The sequence below is a fragment of the Halorubrum trueperi genome (genome assembly GCF_042662525.1).
Taxonomy (GTDB): domain Archaea; phylum Halobacteriota; class Halobacteria; order Halobacteriales; family Haloferacaceae; genus Halorubrum; species Halorubrum trueperi.
This window is the reverse complement of the sequence record NZ_JBHSXI010000015.1, coordinates 13,231-32,460: the sequence shown is the minus strand read 5'-3', so window position 1 is coordinate 32,460 and position 19,230 is coordinate 13,231. Positions and strand designations below refer to the sequence as shown.

Genomic DNA, 19,230 nt, shown 5'->3' with positions numbered 1-19,230 from the left:
TGGCTCGATGTTTGACCGTGTATGGTGCCTGATTCGCCGTTAGACGACTACGAACTTCTATCTGCACTTGACGCCATCGTAGATCGGATCTTGTTGACACTCGATGAAATGGATGGTGCGTTCCCGTTCGTGGCTGATCCGGAGACTGGCGCGTGGGACACAACTACTGACGGGAACTGGTGTGGGGGACATTGGATCGGACTGCTCTGGATCGCGAGCGATGTCCGTCCGTTTGAGGCGGATCGGATCGAACGCGCCGCGCGTACCTATACCGATCAGATTGTCCAGTCCCCAAATTTGCGTGAGTCAATGTTTGGCGGAATGAATTATCATTACGCCGGATTCCGGGCCTACGACATCACAGGCGATCGTTCGCAGTTTGGGATTGGACTGACCGGGGCGGACAGTATGGTCTCACTTTACGACAAGATCGCACGACAGATCCCGGTCGGTGAGTACACGATTGAGGGGCCCCAAGAGCAGTTCGAGTTCAGCGAGGGGGTTGGGGAACGCGTGTCCGGCACCCGGATTAGTGCCGTAGATATGATCTACACGTCTGTCCCTGTCCTGTGGCGGGCATATCATGAGACCAGTGATCCGCGATTCCGGGACATCGCTGTTTCTCACTGTGATCGACATCTAGATTGGTACCTTCGGGAGGACGGAAGTACGTGGCAGGAGGCCCAATTTGACCCTCAGACTGGTCGCCTGGAACGCCAGTATAACGATCTGGCATACGATGACGACACCTGCTGGGCTAGGGGACAGGGGTGGAATATCGCCGGACTGGCACGGGCGTATTCGGAAACAGGTGCACAGCGGTATCTCGACACGCTGGTTCGGTCGGTTGAGTACTACGTGGATCATTCACCCGATGATCTGGTTCCATACTGGGACTTCGAGGTGCCGACGATCCCCGATGCTCCGCGGGATACGAGCGCAGCGGCGTTGGCCGCTTATGGACTCGTCCGTCTTGAGGGTGATTCCGAGACCATCGAAGAGCTTCAGAGGACTGGAGAGGGGATCCTCGCGTCGATCATTGATTCATATCTCGTACAAGATGCATCTGACCCGCGTCACGGGATGATTCTTGAGGGGTGTTATGACAAACCTGGTGAGTACGCTGTGGACTACGACCTCATCTGGACCGACTATTACGTCGCGTACCTTCTCTGGAGTCTCTTGGGAGAGTCGTCATGAAAATACGATGGGCCCTCATCATCTACGGTCAAATCCCTGAGTGACTTGATCTTCCTTGACGGCTTTTCTGGTTGAACATGCTCTTCGATCCGAGGGTGGCACATATAGACATCACAGGAGGAACTTTGGAATTCTTGAGTGCAAAGATAGCCCATGGGAATTCTTGGAAACTTGTCCAGGATGGACAGTGAGGGACTGTCTGTAGTACGTCCGGTGAGATTCGTGTGCTTATGCTCACCCTGTAGAGGAGCGAGGACTCTCACTTCCTCACGCATTCTGAGGCCATTGACCGAGCCATCGAGCTGGAAGCGTGCACCAGAAGTCCTGCAGTCGAACCAAAAGCGCCGCTTCGTTCTCAATGGAGACTTCGGAGTCAGAGACGGCTGTACCGATTGCTGTGCGCCCGACATGTTCTCGAACGTGAGGATGGTGGAGAGTACGACATCCTCGCCTGTCTCGAAAGGGTTGATGAATCCAATCTATTCGAGTTCCGTTTCCGGATAGCTCAGCATCTGTCCGTGGGATAGCCTCCAATCGCTGCTTATGTTCGAGATGATTCGAAGTATGCTTCTATCGCACACCCAAGCATACCGACGCTGTAAGTAATTGACCAAGTACGTACGTTCCAGCAACAATATCCTCAGTCGGATTCAGGCGCATGTCACCGCAGTTCGTACATATGTGATTGTCGTTAAGTTCTTTCACCCATCATTCGCACGACTCTGTCACAGCAGTGTTCACGATGTTCTTCGGGCTCTGTCCGGTGAGTACCCGGGATATGTCTGTTGCAACGGACTCTCGCAAATCGACGAATGAATCCTCGGAATACCAAGCGACATGGGGAGTCAAAACGACGTCGTCGTGGGTGAGCAATGGTGAGTTATCCGGCGGTTCCTCGGGGAGGACATCTAATCCTGCACCCCGAAGTTCGCCGCCGTCAAGAGCGTCAGCCAGTGCATTCGTGTCGACGACTGCTCCCCGAGAAGTATTAACTAGGATCGCGTCCGATCGCATCCGTTTGAACGCGGCGGCATCGAACATTTCCTCGGTCTTGTCGTCAAGCGGGACGTGAACGGTCACGACGTCCGACCGCTCGAGTAAATCCTCGAACCCCGTCGGTTTGAATCCGCGTTCCTGTACCGTCTTGTCGGAGACGTTCGGATCATGTCCCAGTACCTCGAACTCAAAACCTCGTGTTTTCTCAACGAACGTTGACCCAATTCGTCCACAGCCGACCACCCCGACCGTGCTGTTGGTTAGCCGATGAATCGGTTTGCCCACTTTCCAGTCCCAGGTTCCCGACTTGACCGCGGCATCGAATCGTGAAAACTTGCGTTCGCAACTGAGCATGAGGCCAAGAGCGTGTTCAGCGACTTCGTCCTGACAATAGTCTGGCACATTGAGGATTCTCACCCCATGTTTGGTTGCACTCTTTAGGTCGATATTATCGGTTCCAATCCCGTATTTAGCTACGACCGTGAGATTATCAAGCGCGTCGAATACGGCGGACGTTATCTGAGCGTACTGGACGAGTAGCGCATCGGCTTCCACTTTGGAAGCCACCTTGATGACATCCTCGGGAGAGTCTGCCTGTGTGGTGACGACCTCTACGCCTGCGTCTTCAAAGATTGCCGTCTCCATCTCTAGGTCGGGGAACTCGTAGTCTGTGATTACAACTGTTGGCATTGATATGTTCCATCCCGTGAGACTCAGGGCGTTGAAAAAAACGCTTCGGTCAGACGGGAGTTCATAGGTAGTTTCAGCGGCGTACACGAAACGAGTGGTCCCGTGAAACTGAGTCCCAAACCACCGTGTCCACAAAAAATGATCCACCCATAGATTTAATCAAACCTGGGAGAAACCAAACATCCATGGAGATTACGGATGTCCAAACTGCCAGAATAGGTGGTAGCTCCGCTGTGGTGCGTATTGATACTGATGAGGGAACCTCGGGATATGGGGAGGCCGTGGTCGAGACGGCGCCACAGCCCGTTTTTGAGGTGATCCAAGCCATTGCCAACCGCTATCTCATCGGCGAGGATCCGGCACCGATCGAGCGTCACCGACGCCAGTTCCAAGATGCGGTCTGGTACCACGACGGACCAATCATGAATAGTGCCTTCTCCGGGATCGAGACCGCCCTTTGGGACATCAAAGGAAAAGCACTCGGCGTCCCAGTTTACGAGTTGCTAGGTGGACCAGTTCGAGACAAGGTTCGCGTCTACAAGTGGATCGGAGAGAAGACGCGCGAGAACTTGGCGGAGCAAGCACATGAGCGAGTTGAGGAGGGCTTGACGTGCATCAAATTCTCTCCGACATCAAACGATCCGAAAAAGTACCCTCAGGTGATTGACGAAGTCACCGACATCGTCAGTGACGTCAGAGACGCTGTCGGGCCAAAGATCGACATTATGCTCGATCCTGCCTCACGCTGGAAACTCGCCGAAGCCAAGCATATCGCCTCGGAGCTCGAGGAGTTTAATCCGCTCGTCGCAGAGGACTTCATCTCGCCGTACTACATTCCTGCTGTCGAGAAACTGGCGGACAGTACGAACATTCCCTACGCACTTGGTGATCGTCGCTATCGGCTCCGGGAGTTCGAGGAGATTATCCAGCGCGATGCTGCCGCGGTACTGCAGCCGGATATCTGTCACAGTGGAGGTCTCGCAGAAATTAAAAAGATCGCGTCAGCTGCCGAGCACCACGGGATGCGCATTGCCCCACACAACCCTCTCGGACCTGTTGCGCTCGCCTCGGCGTTGCACGTCGATCTGTCAGTCCCGAACTTCCTGATCCAAGAGATTGCACACACCGACTTCGACGAAGAAGGCGACGCTGGTTTTGGGTCTTGGGCGCTTTCTGAGCACATCGACACCGACATTCTTGAGATTGAGGATGGCTACATTCCAGCCCCTAACAAGCCTGGTCTCGGCGTCTCGATTGACGACGAGGTATTCGAAGACCAGCCGCCTGTTCCGGACGAACCACTGTTCTTCGACCGTGATAACTTCCATGTGCCTGAGTGGTGAGCGACGTTGATGTCTTAGGTTGTGAGCACAGCTGTTGTCGCGTTCCTAGCCGTTTACACTGGCCCAACGGGTCGACCTATGCAGGACGTCTTTTCTGTACCTGTGCGGCGAATTGCTGCGGACGAAAGTAGCAGTCGGAGTCGGAATTTCTGATTATATGAGCCTAAGAGGTGTCGATTAAATTCCGCATACGATTCATACCGGTGAAAATTATGTTGATCGATGTAAAACGATAACTACCGTGTTCGGACTTCAGGATTCGTAATCTTCTCTAGGGCCCTCGTAATGTAGAATAGCGAGACTACGGTCATACTGATGCTGATACCGGGAATAATGACCCACCACCAGGCAGTCCGGATCGCGCCCGTGACGAATGTCTGCTGAAGCATAGTTCCCCAACTGATCGTATTCTGCGCACCCGCCCCAAGGAACGAGACGCCTGCCTCTAGGATTATCGCACCGCTCACCATGATCACGGTCTGAATGAACACTAGAGGAAGAATGTTGGGGAGGATGTGGAAAACCATGATCCGCCGATCGCTGGCCCCTGTCGCTTTGGCAGCTCGGACGTAGGGTCGCTCGGAGAGAGACAGCGTCTGTGAACGAATTATCCGTGACATGGTCCGCCACAGCACTAGAGCCATCGCGATGAAAATATTATAGACGGAAGCCCCGAAGAACAGAGCGAACATCAGAATCAGCGGGAGTGCTGGGACTCCGTAGAGGGTGTCTACGATTCGCATGAGGATCGTATCGACCTTCCCTTTGTAGTATCCGGAAACGATCCCGACGGTTGTTCCAATAACCATGACTACGAATCCCGATACGAATCCGACAAAGATCGACGTTCTCGTTCCGTGCATCCAATGGGAGAACACGTCCTGTCCGATGTGTGTTGTACCGAACGGATGAGTGAGTGATGGGGGCTGTAACGCCTTGACCTGCCCGTTGGCCGCTATGTGAGATGTACTCGGATCGTAGGGTGCCAGAGTCGGTCCGAATATCGAGAGGAATGTGAAGACTCCAAGGACCAACAGGCTCACACGGGCCATCCGGTCAGCCCACAGGAGACCGAATCCCCGCCGGAACTGTTCGTACAGTCGTCCCAGCATCACCTGCTGGTTGTCCGTGAACCACTTGTCAATGTCGATGATCTGATCTCTCTGGCTCATTTTACTCTCCACCCCCTACTGAAGCACGAGGATCAACGTACACCGACAATATGTCCACAACTAGATTCATCATCATGATCACTAACGCGATCATCAGGAACGCTCCCTGTGCAAGTGGGTAGTTCGAGTCCGTCACTGCGGTCCACATCATGCGTCCGACACCCGGCCACGAAAAAACAGTCTCAATAACAACCGAGCCACCAAACGCAAACCCGATCATGACTCCAGCGTAGTGGAACACGGGAAGTAGCGCGTTTCTTGCCGCATGTCGGTACAGTATCGATAGTTCTGAGACTCCCACTGCCCGAGCCATCAGTATGTAGTCGTCTCCAAGCACATCTATCATGTTATTCCGCATGATGAACGCAGGAATGCTTAGGTAGTACAACCCCGTTACCATGAGCGGTAACGCGAGGTGCCACAGGAAGTCAACCGAGAGGTACCTCGCGAAGAGTCCAGTCCCGGCGTAATCGATGGATCGCATGCCACCAGTTGGGAATAATTCGAGGTTGAAAGAAAATATCATTATCGCTAACATGCCGGTCCAGAACGCGGGGGCGCTCCGCAGTGCCAGCACGGCACCGATACCGATGGTATCAATTTTCGTTCCCCGCTTCCAAGAGAGATACGCGCCGATCAGTGTTCCAAACACAAATGCTAGCACGACGGCAGTCAGTGATAGCGTGAGCGTGTTGAGCGTTCGTTCGACCAGAATCGACGAAACGGGCTCTCGGTGAGAGAAAGACATCCCCAGATTTCCCTGCAACAGGTTCTCGATGTATTTTAGATATTGGATGTAAAGCGGCTGGTTGAGACCGAACTGCTCGCGCAAACTGTTTTGAGCCTCGACCGACATTCCCGGCTGAAAGACAGCATATGCCGGGTCACCTGGAAGAATTCGGAACATCAGAAACAGGAATGTTGCGATTATATAAAGGGACAACCCCGTAAAGCCGACACGTTTGAATATGTACTTGTGTCTCTGCTGCATGGATAGTCGTATATTCCTATGATATAAATATCTACCCCGGACCGAGAGAATCTCGCGTTTCTAAAAGAATCCTCGATGCTGCTCCAATTTGATAGTCGTTGATACAGATACCGCCCCAGCTAAGAACTGAGGATGTTTCTGGGTCACGAGCCATGTCAACTGCATAGTCAAAATTATTAGCCACGTATTCGAGACTATAACCCACAATGATTTCGGAGAGATTGTCACCTGTACCTTCCGAAATACTCCTTGTTTTCGGTGGGATGATTATCTATTCGAACTGCCTATCGTGCAGAACCATGATTATAAGGTGGAAATTACTATGAAATTAACCATATTTATATATACCATGAGTGGTATGTGAGGACTATGCACAATAGACGTGCATTTATCAAGACAGCAACGGGTGTCGCTGCAGGAACATCACTGGCCGGGTGTACCAGTACTTTCGGTGGTGACGAACTGGAAAATCACGAGCCTGTCGGTCCATTCGAGCTTCCGATCCCGAATCGTTCGGCGAATCCTGCGAACGTTGACGCGTTCAATTTGATCGCCGACCAGCTCGGCGAAATCGGAATCCAGATTGACCTGAACACGATGGAGGTCGCGGCTTGGGTTGAGGCTTTGCTTTCGGATCCACAAGACTCGGTCGTGAACCGATGGAGTCGGACCGGATCGCCAGACCGGATCGATCCGTTCGTATTCCTTAATGAGAACCTCCACTCGCAGGGTATCGGAGAGGGCACACTCAACCACGCCTATTACTCCGACGATGAGATGGATCAAATGATCGAGGATTCGAATGTCGAAACTGACGAGGAAGCACGGAGGGAACTCGTTAACGATATTCAGGAGAAATTTGGAGAAGACGTTCCGTATATAATGTCGGAGTTTGAGAACGTCCTTGGCGTGGCTAACAACGAATGGGAGGGCTGGGAGGCCTTCCCGGGGACGGAACTACTCCATAACCGGATTTCACTAACCGAGATCTCGCCGACAACGGATGCGTCCAGGGTGGTCAAGGCCCAGACACAGACTGTCGACCGCCTGAACTGGGGGAACTTTTCAGACAGTTCGATCCACTCGCAGGTAAACGTCGCTTTTGATTCTCTCGTTCAGCTTTGGTATGATGGCTCTCCTCAACCCGCTCTGGCGACCGAATGGGAGTGGTCGGACGACACGACGCTGGAGGTAACGCTACGAGATGATATCACATTCCACGATGGGGAACCGATAACTGCAGAAGACGTGAAGTTCACCTACGAAATTGTCGATGAGTGGGCTCACGGCCAGTACCAGTCGCTCGTCCAGCAGATCAGTGAGATCGAAGCAGTTGACGAGCAAACGGTTCGGTTCAATCTAGAGGATCCGGCCGCGTATCTAGTGAGAGTGACGCTCAGTCAGGTGACTATTGCTCCGAAACACGTCTGGGAGGACGTCGACGATCCTGCACAGGTGAGTGATCCGGACTACACTGGAAGTGGCCCGCTGAAAGTCACCGAGTTTGGTTCCGAACAGATTCGCTACGAGGTGCACGACGACTATTACCGGGACTACGACTTCGACGAGTATGTTGTCCAGGTATACGGCGCCGAATCAGCTGCCATCGGCGATGTCGAATCCGGGACGGCCACGTTCTATCAGTCACCCGGGCCGACGGAGTTTACCCGACTACAGGAGGTGGACAGCGTAACGACGATAGAACAGCCGACTGTCAGCCTCCAAGCGTTCTGCATGAACAACTCCGTGGAGCCGTTTGACGACCGGACGCTCCGCCAAGCCTGTGCCCATGCGATAGATCAGGAAGCGATCGTCCAGACTGCCTATCAGAACTTCCGGGTTCCTGCTGTTGGGCAGACGTTTATCGCGCCAATTAACGAGGATTGGCGACATCCTGACCCCGTCACATACGAGGGCGGAGCTGAGGAGGCCAGGTCGATTCTAGAGGATACTGGTTACGTCTGGAATGACGATGAACAGCTGATGAGGCCGTCTGAAGAAACTGAGGAGTAGTATAGTATTAGAGCATCTGTCTCCAGTTTATCGTTGGTAGCTTATTAATTTCTGTATTACTTCCCGTCTTTACCAGTTGATAATTGAGGCGTGATTTATGTCCAAAATAACTCTCTGATAATTGTGACGAACGAAACCGCATACGAAATGTTTAGTAGTTGTGGCATGTATAAACATACCGAGTTTATGACCCAACTACGTGCAGGCATTGCAACAGTTGACATCACACCGCCAGTCGGAATTGCTCACGGAAACTGGGGCGCTCAGACCCACGAACGGGCTGCTGGCGTCGATTTATCACTCCGAACGACAGTTCTTGCCCTCGGCGGTGACTCTGACTCCATTGTGATCGCCGATATTGACATTGGAAACTTAACCTACAAAGACGCGAAGCGGACACGTGAGGAGATCTCGAGGCTAGTTGATATCCCAACATCGAATGTTAGACTCTCGTTTTCACACACGCACTCTGGACCGACGACTCGTAGGGAGAGTTGGATCGATGAAGGATCAGAAATGGTCGAACCATATCTCGAGTCGCTCCCTCATCTCATCGCAGGCGCCGCTTGGGAGGCGGTTGAGTCAATGGAGCCGGCCCGCGTGGCAGCCGGGACAGGCCATTCGGAGATAGCGATCAATCGGCGATTTCAGCGGCCTGAGGACGGCCGAATGATTGTGGGACGGAACCCGGATGGGCCAGTCGATTATGAAGTTGGAGTCTTACGCTTTGATACGGTGGCAGGAGAACCGCTTGCGGCAGTAGCTAACTATGCGTGTCATCCGATCACCGTCGGCCCTGATAATGACCTCATCACGCCGGATTATCCGGGAGTTGTACGACAAACTGTCGAGGAATCGACGGGCGCCACTTGTCTGTTTTTGCAGGGAGCAGCGGGTGATGTTGGTCCAATTCACGGTGTAGCGAAAAACGGTATCGACGAGTACAGACCACTCGGCCGACGGCTCGGATCTGAAGTCGCACGAGTCTGGTGGTCACTCGACCCGCGTGGGCGTGAGGAACGTTATGTTGAGACGCTAGAATCAGGCGCTCCCCTCGCTGTCTACGAGTACGACGAGAATGTCCCGAATCGTTCTATAATTGTGCTGTCACGTGAGATTGAGCTTCCAATACGCGACCTAATGAGCTTCAACGAAGCGAAGGACAGATACGAGGATCATCGCAAGCATTTGCAGCAGCTCCGGAAGGAAGACGCCGATAACGAATCGATCACGAACGCGACGTTTCGTGCAAAGCGTGCAAAACAGGACGAAAAAATCGCGGGCCAGTTCGGTGGAAAGGAAACACATCCGATCGAAGTTCAGATCATCGTTCTATCGCCGAATGTTGCTGTTGTCGGAATACCTGGGGAGCCGTTTGTCGAGACCGGCAAGGCGATCAAGCAGAAGTCGCCGTTCGAGTACACACTCTTCTCGGGATACTCTAACGTGAGCCGTGTAGCGTATATTCCAACTGCCAAGGCACACGAAGAAGGCGGGTACGAGACTCGAGTAACACCATTCGCTCCTGAGGCTGCTGACAAAATTGTTGACGAAGTCGTAGCCGATCTCGAGACGCTCCAGAACTGAGTAAATGAGAAGCAGCCCTGTGTTATATACGAGGATTACCCAGTTTTAATTTCTCTCACTACTCCCTCAATTTGGGGTTGAATGTAGCGATGCCGGACCAACTCTAGTAGTTCGAAAAGTCGAATCCTGGACCACACACAGACACATACCCTCCGGCTGACAAGCACAGACATCCAACCTGCCCTCGTAAAACTTCATGTAGCATCTGCAACCTGAACTACCCATCATCGGAAGGGTTCTGACGTTACCCGGAAAAATCTTCTATTTAGCGAAGAGGTTTACCGTAGAGTTGTAGTATGCCGCTTTGGGCTGTCAGCGATAATCATGCCCTGTTATCTGGTTGTGCTCTCTAAACTTGGATCAGTAATATGTCCTTTTGGAGGCATGCATCAACACTAACATTTAATTTCCAAAAACTACCCTGTCCTAAGGTCGATGCCGTTTGTTGTCCTATCCGACAAAGATTTAAGTGGAGTTGGTTTCAATCCATGTCCGATGGCTCTACTTGAGTTGAACGATTTGAATATTGAATATAAAACGGACCAAGGTAACGTACGGGCCGTAGAAGATGTCAATATTCAGATTGAGAAGGGAGAAACGGTTGGGATAGTCGGTGAAAGTGGTTGTGGAAAAACGACTATGGCAAAAAGCGTCTTGGGTATTCTTCCCAGTAACGCCAACATCGTCAGTGGGGAGATCATATACGATGGAAAAGATCTGACGGAACGGTCCGAGGATTTTTTGCGAGAAAACATCCGATGGAGCGAGATATCGTGGATCGCTCAGAACGCCATGAACGCTCTCAACCCCGTCTATCGAATCAAATCACTATTTCACGAAGCCCTGAGTATCCACACCGATCTTTCGAAAGCCGAGCGAAGAGAGAAAATTGAGCAATTATTGACAGACGTAGATCTTGATGCGGCTGTAATAAATGACTACGGTCACGAACTCTCCGGCGGTCAACGCCAACGCGTCATTATCGCCTTGGCTCTGGCGCTAAGCCCTCCTCTGATCATAGCAGATGAACCCACGACAGGTCTCGATGTCGTCATACAGGATCAGATCCTCCGGCTGATTTCCGATCTTCAGAAAGAGACTAATAGTGCAATGATGTTTATCAGCCACGACGTGAATGCCGTCGCTGAGGTCTCTGATAAAACATCAGTAATGTACGCAGGAAATGTTGTTGAGTCAGGGGATTCAAGCGATGTCTTCAAGTCACCCGCTCATCCGTACACCGTCGGTCTCATGAACGCATTTCCGAGAATTGATTCAGATCCGGATGACGCGTTGGTCACAATCCCCGGCTCACCACCTGAACTGATCGATCCGCCGAAAGGATGCCGATTTAAGAGCAGATGCCCGTTCGCAACAGAAGATTGTACGGTAACACCACCGGATACTAAAGTGAACAACAGATCACATGTGGCGAAGTGTCATTACACGTCGAAGGCAGAAAAGTTCAGAGAAGAGGGGAAGAAGATAGAGACGTGGGAACAGAATGATACGGTTGAGGTGCGTTAGTATGCGTGAAGATCCTCTCTTCGAGATTCGTGATCTTACAAAAAAGTACGCTGTGCGAGAAGGAGGGATCCTTTCAAGTTTGTTTAGCGATCAGAAGTACCTTCGGGCGGTTGACCAAGTTTCCTTCGATATCCACCAGGGAGACATTGTTGGACTGGCCGGCCAGAGTGGTTGTGGCAAGTCCACGCTCGGTGAGTTACTGGTGGGGCTGGTTGAACCCTCCTCGGGAACGATCCGATACAAAGGGCGCGATCTCTCGGAGTTCGACAAGGAAGAAATGAAAGAGTTTAGACGGGATATACAGATAATCTTTCAGGATCCTTACGAATCTCTTAATCCCAGATATACGGTTGGGCAAACCGTCACCGAGCCGCTAAAGATCCATAATATCGGCAGTCCTGAGGAGCGCGAAGCCCGGATCGTTCGAGCACTGGAGGATTCCGGCTTGACTCCCCCCGAGAACTATATTCCGAAACTCCCCTCAGAGTTATCCGGAGGGGAACGTCAACGTGTCTCTATCGCCCGGGCACTGGTTCTAGATCCATCGTTCCTCGTTGCCGACGAACCGGTATCGATGTTGGACGTGAGTGTTAGTACCGGTATCCTCAATCAATTCAAGAAGCTCAAAGATCGGAAAGATCTCACGCTATTATATATCTCACATGATCTCGCAACAATTAGATACATTACTGATGAGACGATCATCATGTATCTTGGTGACATTGTGGAAATGGGTAATACGGGTCAGATCATAGATTATCCTGCACACCCATACACGGAGCAATTACTTTCGGCTGTCCCCAACCCCGATCCAGATGAACAACGCCTTGGTACGGATATTGATTCCTCTATATCAAACACTGTAGACATCCCATCCGGCTGCCGGTTCAGAGACAACTGTAAGTATGCAAAGGAAAAATGCAAGCAAGAACCGGATATGGAATCGATCAATTCTGTTCAGGAGGCAGCCTGTTTTTATCCCGTATCAAGTTCTAAATCGGAGGTAGAAAATGTCTGATAGACTTGGTGATCGGGTGAAACTACTCTCGGAGGAAGACACAAAGTATCTCCGAAACAAGAGTCCAGTCGATGGAATCGACAGGGACAGGGAAAGGAGGTTGCTCCGCGACTATATTGATATCATCACCGAGTTTGCTACCGTGTTTGATTATGTCGATCAAGGAATTCTTAATGAAGCGATCGTCGATTCTTCCGAAAGTAACGCGGTGCTCGATAGCCTCGAGGCTAATCTTGCAATCATGTATCTGATATTGAAGGAGGGAACCTCCGATCAGATTGAGGTGTTCGAAGATGCTGTACTCATCGCTGAGAATATCGACACCGTGTTCGATGAGAGTGTGGATATCTCTATCTCGATGATGATAGATCGTACGTACCACGACGTCGAACTTGGTGAGGTGATCGACGAATTCTACTCCGGAGACTTGTTTGAGTTCGTGGAACTATTACTGCATCAGGGATTCGCTAGCCTCGGCGAGTTCGGTATGCGTGAGGACATTGTATCAATAACCTTGTCGAAAGATTTCCCGGGAACTGCCTACGACATCGTGGAATATATCGATCAAAGAGATAATTTTAACGACGAGAAGGACGTTATTTTTAATCCAGTCTCACAGAGAGAGGTTGAACTGCAGTTCGAGGACCGATATTAAAATACCTCTTTTTTGACGAATTCAACCTGTACGCAACATTCGCTATCCGCCTGAATAGCTATCGAGGTTCCTGTAGCGAGTATCTATAGGATGGCCTATACTAGAATCGAGAACAGTACTTTCAATTTCAAATTAATTTATATATTAATAAATTGTACTAAATTCGAGTCACACATCCTCGAATAAACAATATATTTTATCAAGGTGGCAATCAACAAGTTGTTCGTGCCAGAGAAATTGCGTAGTCAAGAAGTTACTGAAGGTGTTGAACGGGCTCCCCATCGAGCCATGTTCTACGGGATGGATTTGACGGAAGAGGACCTCAAGAAGCCGCTCATCGGGGTACCCAATCCGGCAGCCGAGATCACACCGTGTAATGTTCACCTCGACGATATTGCGTCAGCGGCGAAGCGAGGTATTTCGAACGCAGGTGGAACTCCTCTTGAGTTCGGAACGGTAACTATTAGCGACGGCATTAGTACTGGACACGACGGGAACAGAACCTCTCTCGTTTCCCGCGAGATTATCGCCGACTCAGTGGAACTCGTTGCGGAGGGAGAGAAACTTGACGGACTGGTTACTGTAGCCGGTTGCGACAAGAATCTTCCCGGAATGATGATGGCTGCGGCTAGGCTCAACATCCCCTGCGTGTTCCTCTACGGTGGGACTCGCCTTCCTGGGGAGTACAAGGGTGAACCGGTCACCATGCAGGATATCGAGGAAGCGCTCGGGAAGTACAGCAAAGGGGAGATAAGCGCGGACGAGATTAAAGAGTTCGAGAAGGTGATCTGTCCCGGTCCCGGTTCTTGTGCTGGGATGTACACCGCCAACACGATGGCCACAATTGCCGAAACACTGGGGATAGCGCCGCTTGGATCGGCAACGCCACCGGCAGTAAGTGACGAGCGACGCGACGTTGGTGTTGAGGCCGGAGAACTCCTTATGGAGGCCCTTGAATCGGATATTCGACCGCTTGATGTCCTCACTTACGAGGCGTTCGAGAACGCGATCACTGTCCTGAATGCGGTGGGCGGCTCGACCAATGCAGTTCTTCACCTCCTCGCGATGGCCAACGAGGCCGGAGTAGATCTGGACATCGAGACATTCGATCGGATTTCGCGTGAGACCCCTCACATAACGAACCTCAAGCCGGGAGGGACATTCCACATGGTGGATCTCCACAGTGAGGGTGGGGTTCCGGTGATCCTTCGTCGGCTGTACGAGGGCGGACACCTCCATGGAAACACAAAGCGCCTCACGGGGAAGACGCTTGCCGAAGCTCTCGACAATGTATCGCTCCCCAATACTGATTCGACCGTCGTAACTCCGCTTGACGATCCGATCCACAAACAGGGAGCGATCGTCGTCCTCTTTGGGAATATCGCGCCAGAGGGAGCTGTTCTCAAAGTTACCGGCGAGTCCAGCTTTTCGATAGAGGGTCCAGCCCGTGTTTTCGACAATCAGGAGAACGCTGACGCCGCCGTTCGAAACGGCGAGATAAACTCTGGTGATGTGATTATCATCCGATACGAGGGGCCCCGTGCGGGTCCCGGTATGCGCGAGATGATTATGACGACGACAGCGATTGTCGGCCAAGGATTCGAAGATGATGTTGCACTCGTGACAGATGGGCGGTTCAGTGGGGCGACGAGAGGACCAATGATCGGACATGTGGCCCCGGAAGCGTTCGACGGTGGTCCGCTTGCCATTGTTGAGGAGGGAGACACAGTCACCATCGACATTCCTGAGAGACGACTTGATATCGATGTCTCCGAAAAGGAGATCAACAATCGGCTTGATGACTGGACACCGCCTGCATCTGACGACTCCTCTGGTGTCCTCGCGAAGTATGGATCGATGTTCGAATCGGCTTCAGAAGGTGCAATCACGAAACCCCGATGGAACAAGTAGGATCCGACTGCAATGGCATGGTTCAGTATTTGGAATGTGCTTTCCAAGTGATCCTGGGGAGTGTACGATAGCCCCTAGGACGGTTACTCGTTGACCTCTTCGACGGTGTTGACGAGCCTACCGATGTCCTCGATCTCGACTTCAACGGTGTCGTCGTTATGGAGCTGGATGTCTTGGAAGGCACCCACGCCCTCTGGCGTACCGGTTGCGATGATATCTCCGGGTTTGAGTTCGACACGTGAGGAGACAAATGCCACTAGGTCGGCGACGGTACGGATCATCATACCGGTGTTGTCGTCCTGCATTGTCTCGCCGTTTACGCGGGACTCGATCGAGAGGTTTTGTGGATCGTTGATCTCATCGACGACGATGGAGGGACCGACCGGTGTTGTCCGTTGCATAGTTTTGCCCGAGAACCAATCGAGTAGGTTGTCCTCTCCGACTTCGAGCTCCAACTGTAGGTCACGGGCGGAGGTGTCATTGATAATGGTGTATCCAGCGACGTACTCCAAGGCCTCTTCGCTCGAGACATGCCGGGCACGCTCGCCGATCACCGCTGCGAGCTCGGCCTCGTAGTCGATTTCTTGGGTCACTCGTGTATGATAAGAGATTGGTTCTTGATGACCGACCAACGTGCGAGCCAGCTTCATGAATATGAGTGGTCGTTCGGGGACGGCGCTATCCGATTCCTCGGCGTGTGCTTCGTAATTAAGCGCTGCACAGAACACTGTGTTCTGGCGGGTCGTTGGCGGGAGATAAGTAATTTCGCTGATGTCAAAGTATTTTCCCTCGGCGTGTTCGGCATCCCGTGGTCGTAAGAGGGCATCGCGGAAGGACTCGAATTTATATGTAACATCTCTGACTGTTTCGTCTTCGAAGACGCCGATTCGTGACTGTCCGTCGACTTGGAATCGTCCAATCCGCATGTCATAGAAATCATAGCAAACTGTATTGGGTTTTTCCCTTTTCTATTGTCTCACTGGCCTATCGCTTACTAGTCCCAGACGCAACATAATTATTTATTGTAACGTCCGAAACAGAGGATTTACATGGAGATTACGGACGTCATCGTACACACGTTATCCCTCTCCAACGTGGAGGATGTGGCGAATGGGACGCAAGATGCGGCAATTATCGAAGTTACAACCGACGAAGGCATTACCGGTATTGGAGAAGCCGACTCGTCTCCGGCGGTCGTCGAGGCGATCGTAAACGCCCCGCGCTCCCACGACAAATCTACCGGTCTCAAAGAGGTCGTCGTTGGGCGAGATCCGTTCGACGTACAGGTACTTTGGGACGAGATGTTTGACAAGAGTTACTATTACGGACGAAAGGGAGCTGCCATTACGGCTATTAGTGGAATTGACATGGCGTTATGGGATATTATGGGCAAAGTGACTGGCAAGCCAATTCACAAACTCATTGGGGGCAAAAAGTGCAATGAGGTACGTGCGTACGCAAGTACTCTGTTTCCTGAGGATCCAATGAATACAGAGTACATGCGCAGGCAATCTGAGCAAATCCTTGAAGATGGATTCACCGCTGTGAAGTTCGGCTGGGGTAGCTTCGGTCAAGATGTAGAGCATGATCATGAACTGCTCGGAGCTGCCCGAGACATTTTGGGGCCGAATTTTGACATCATGGTCGATGCAGGGATGACCTACGGGTGGGATACCAAACGTGCGATCAAGACGACGAAATCTCTCGACAAGGCCCACAACCTCTTTTGGATGGAAGAACCGGTGTTCGCTGACAATGTCGAAGGTTACGCAGAGATCAGCAACGCGACTGAAACTAGGATTGTCGGTGGCGAGGAGGAGTATACGGCATACGGCTTTCGAGACTTCATCTCTCGCGGAAATGTTGACGGGGTACAGCCGGACGTAGCCCGGTCGGGCGGTATTACACACATGAACAAGATCGCGTCTCTTGCCGCCCAAAGTGGGATTCCGTTCTTGCCTCACGGATACAGCACTGATATCTTAGTCGCTGCAAGCCTCCACCTGATCGCAGCCAATCCGAACGCACCGCTGCTGGAGTATTGTATCGAAGACTCTCCGCTTCGTTGGGATGTCGTCGAGGAGGACCTTGATGTCGAGGACGGGTACGTATCTGTCCCGACTGATCCTGGACTCGGTGTCACCCTTGACCGCGACACAATAGCGAAATATAGGACCAAACTGCTCTGTTAGGCTCTGGTGAATCGCTATACTGCGTCGGGATAGGTCGTCAGTTCAAAGGAGTTGAAGCGGGAGACTGCCGATGCCTATGTCGAAAATCTCCCGCTTCACAAGCAAAGCGGTACGGTTAGCTAAAAATGCTGTTGGTGGCCGAGGCGAAGCCGCCGCCCCCGAAGGGGGTAGGGGCTTCGCCGACTACGCCGTCGTTTCGCTCCACTGTCTCCGGATTTACTTGGTGAAACCGTACCGTGAAACGCTAGATCTGCTGAGCGAGATGCCACAAATATTGGCCGAGATCGGCCTCGAAGAGGGCGATCTCCCACATCACTCCACGCTTGTGAAGGCGTTTGATAGGTTAGAGATGAAGATCTGGCGAGTGCTGCTACGCCTCTCAGCGCAGCTGCACGACACCGCCGATCACGCCGCGATGGACGCGACGTTTTTCGACCGCGAAACCGCCAGCAAGCACTACTGCCGCCGGACGAACTACCGCGTTCAAACGCTGAAAACGACCGCGCTCGTCGATACGAAAACACAAGCTGTGCTCGACGTTCACTGTACGACCGAGAAACGTCACGACACGCAGATCGGCTGGCAATCTCGCCCGCGTTACGGCGGGCGAGATTGCCAGCCTCGCCGCCGACAAAGGCTACGATTGGAAGAGATTACGCGAGAAATTGCGCGAAGAGGGTGTGAGACCGCTGATCAAGCACCGCGAGTTCCGACCCATCGACTGCGCGCATAACGCGCGCATCGATGGGTCTCTGTATAGCCAACGAGCACTGTCTGAGACCGTCTTTTCGACGATCAAGCGGACGCTCGGCCATGCGGTGCGTGCCCGAGCGTGGTACCGCGAATTTCGAGAGATCGTCCTGACGTGTGCGGTCTACAACATCAAGCGAGCCGTGAAACAGTGAAATCAAACGCCTTCTGGCGATTCACCAGAGCCCTCTGTTAAATTCGCAGAAGGCTGTGAGATTATGTTGCTGTAAAGACAGTAGCGAAGCAGAAAGAGTGACTTTGTTGAAATCCTCAGAGAGTTATATGTTTATCCTGTAATTCTACTAAATGAAAGCCTTCCCTTGCTCATTGTGCTCCTTTTCGCAATGGGGCACGTCTGGAACACTGTGCTCGCTATTGTCGTGGCCAGTTTGATCGTTCCGGCGGGGATACTCACAATCGACTACGGGTTGCGGTACGGCGGCATCGAATATCGGGTCTCCGATGAGGGAAATGCGATCGTCGCCTATGATCGACTGTTTCGAACGCGGTTGTGGCGAATTGAGCCGTGGGACGAAACTGGATTACGCGTCGAACAAAAGCCGATTCGTCGTTGGATTGACACCTCCAGAGTCGTCGGGCATTCCGATCGAGAAATCCGACTCCCACACCTGCGCTACCCTGAGTCGATCCTCAACGTGTTCAATCGGCGTGCCAGCAACGTCTAGCTGAAAGGAAAAGTACAGGGGATAACCCTACCGATTAGAACACCGCTCAATGTGTATCCATCCCAGTAAGTCTCATATCAGGCCGAGCAATTCCAGAACGACGTTGATGACCTTGTCCAATTTTCCCCGCTCCTCGTTATCTTCGTCCGACGATGCAGGATCGGTATCGTCTGTCATAGTTTCAATTCAATGTCCACTAAATGAGTAACCACATGGTCGCGTCAGTGATGAGTATGTCACTGCGTATCGGATCACTTCCCATACCCGCAACGGATGCACCTTGTACAGCGAGTTCTGCCGGAGCGTGCGACCGGTACTACGTTCCTCGCCGGTCAGGCACCAAGACGCGCGCGGTGTCTATGCTGGCTGTCACGTGTCGTTGCAGGATTCAAACGGCAGATCTGTGTCTTTTTCGGTAGGGTATACAATTAAATCACAAAGATGCAAGGCGAAAGCCCACGACTTCAGTCGTGGGTCACTGACAACGGTGTGCTACTGC

Annotated in this window: 14 protein-coding genes and 1 pseudogene; 11 read left to right on the top strand and 4 right to left on the bottom strand. The window is 52.1% G+C overall.

The window, feature by feature from the left end; all coding sequences use genetic code 11:
• The first annotated feature begins 21 nt into the window (after nt 1–21).
• Nucleotides 22–1,200, top strand: coding sequence for a glycoside hydrolase family 88 protein (locus tag ACFQEY_RS13415; RefSeq protein ID WP_379769410.1), 1,179 nt, complete (start codon nt 22–24; stop codon nt 1,198–1,200).
• Nucleotides 1,201–1,908: 708 nt separating this feature from the next.
• Here the strand turns inward: ACFQEY_RS13415 and ACFQEY_RS13410 are convergent.
• Complete coding sequence (locus tag ACFQEY_RS13410) at nt 1,909–2,973, bottom strand: C-terminal binding protein (protein WP_379769408.1); 1,065 nt, start codon at nt 2,971–2,973, stop codon at nt 1,909–1,911.
• Between the two features lie 98 nt (nt 2,974–3,071).
• On the opposite strand from ACFQEY_RS13410, the gene dgoD reads away from it, so the two are divergent.
• On the top strand, nt 3,072–4,229 hold the full coding sequence (gene dgoD, locus ACFQEY_RS13405) for a galactonate dehydratase (protein ID WP_379769406.1): 1,158 nt from the start codon (nt 3,072–3,074) through the stop codon (nt 4,227–4,229).
• Between the two features lie 236 nt (nt 4,230–4,465).
• Here dgoD and ACFQEY_RS13400 read toward each other — a convergent pair whose 3' ends face one another.
• Nucleotides 4,466–5,401, bottom strand: coding sequence for an ABC transporter permease (locus ACFQEY_RS13400; RefSeq protein WP_379769403.1), 936 nt, complete (start codon nt 5,399–5,401; stop codon nt 4,466–4,468).
• A 1-nt stretch (nt 5,402) separates the two neighbouring features.
• Nucleotides 5,403–6,392 (bottom strand): ABC transporter permease, encoded by a 990-nt coding sequence (locus ACFQEY_RS13395; RefSeq protein WP_379769401.1) that lies wholly within the window; start codon nt 6,390–6,392, stop codon nt 5,403–5,405.
• 369 nt (nt 6,393–6,761) lie between these two features.
• Here ACFQEY_RS13395 and ACFQEY_RS13390 point away from each other — a divergent pair, with 369 nt between their 5' ends.
• The 6 genes from ACFQEY_RS13390 to ilvD all read left to right on the top strand — a co-directional run bounded on the left by ACFQEY_RS13390 (nt 6,762) and on the right by ilvD (nt 15,103).
• Entirely contained in the window at nt 6,762–8,405 is a 1,644-nt protein-coding gene (locus tag ACFQEY_RS13390; protein WP_379769399.1) for an ABC transporter substrate-binding protein, read from the top strand.
• Nucleotides 8,406–8,528: 123 nt separating this feature from the next.
• Entirely contained in the window at nt 8,529–9,992 is a 1,464-nt protein-coding gene (locus ACFQEY_RS13385) for a neutral/alkaline non-lysosomal ceramidase N-terminal domain-containing protein (RefSeq protein WP_379769397.1), read from the top strand.
• Nucleotides 9,993–10,487: 495 nt separating this feature from the next.
• The gene (locus ACFQEY_RS13380; protein WP_379769395.1) at nt 10,488–11,519 is read left to right on the top strand and encodes an ABC transporter ATP-binding protein; all 1,032 of its coding nucleotides are present in this window, start codon (nt 10,488–10,490) and stop codon (nt 11,517–11,519) included.
• Between the two features lies 1 nt (nt 11,520).
• Nucleotides 11,521–12,537 (top strand): oligopeptide/dipeptide ABC transporter ATP-binding protein, encoded by a 1,017-nt coding sequence (locus ACFQEY_RS13375; protein ID WP_379769392.1) that lies wholly within the window; start codon nt 11,521–11,523, stop codon nt 12,535–12,537.
• Nucleotides 12,530–13,192, top strand: a complete 663-nt coding sequence (locus ACFQEY_RS13370; RefSeq protein WP_379769389.1) for a hypothetical protein — start codon at nt 12,530–12,532, stop codon at nt 13,190–13,192. Before ACFQEY_RS13375 ends, ACFQEY_RS13370 begins: the two co-directional genes overlap by 8 nt.
• A 204-nt stretch (nt 13,193–13,396) precedes the next feature.
• Nucleotides 13,397–15,103, top strand: coding sequence for a dihydroxy-acid dehydratase (gene ilvD, locus ACFQEY_RS13365; RefSeq protein ID WP_379769386.1), 1,707 nt, complete (start codon nt 13,397–13,399; stop codon nt 15,101–15,103).
• A gap of 83 nt (nt 15,104–15,186) precedes the next feature.
• On the opposite strand, the gene ACFQEY_RS13360 is transcribed toward ilvD, so the two are convergent.
• A complete protein-coding gene (locus tag ACFQEY_RS13360) occupies nt 15,187–16,029 on the bottom strand; it encodes a fumarylacetoacetate hydrolase family protein (protein WP_379769384.1) in 843 nt (280 codons plus the stop codon).
• A gap of 123 nt (nt 16,030–16,152) precedes the next feature.
• On the opposite strand from ACFQEY_RS13360, the gene ACFQEY_RS13355 reads away from it, so the two are divergent.
• The 3 genes and pseudogenes from ACFQEY_RS13355 to ACFQEY_RS13345 all read left to right on the top strand — a co-directional run bounded on the left by ACFQEY_RS13355 (nt 16,153) and on the right by ACFQEY_RS13345 (nt 18,731).
• Nucleotides 16,153–17,295: a mandelate racemase/muconate lactonizing enzyme family protein gene (locus tag ACFQEY_RS13355; protein WP_379769382.1), complete on the top strand. Its 1,143-nt coding sequence runs from the start codon at nt 16,153–16,155 to the stop codon at nt 17,293–17,295.
• Between the two features lie 76 nt (nt 17,296–17,371).
• Nucleotides 17,372–18,200 (top strand): annotated as a pseudogene (locus tag ACFQEY_RS13350) (IS5 family transposase).
• Nucleotides 18,201–18,389: 189 nt separating this feature from the next.
• Nucleotides 18,390–18,731, top strand: a complete 342-nt coding sequence (locus ACFQEY_RS13345) for a hypothetical protein (protein WP_379769380.1) — start codon at nt 18,390–18,392, stop codon at nt 18,729–18,731.
• The last annotated feature ends 499 nt before the right edge of the window (nt 18,732–19,230 follow it).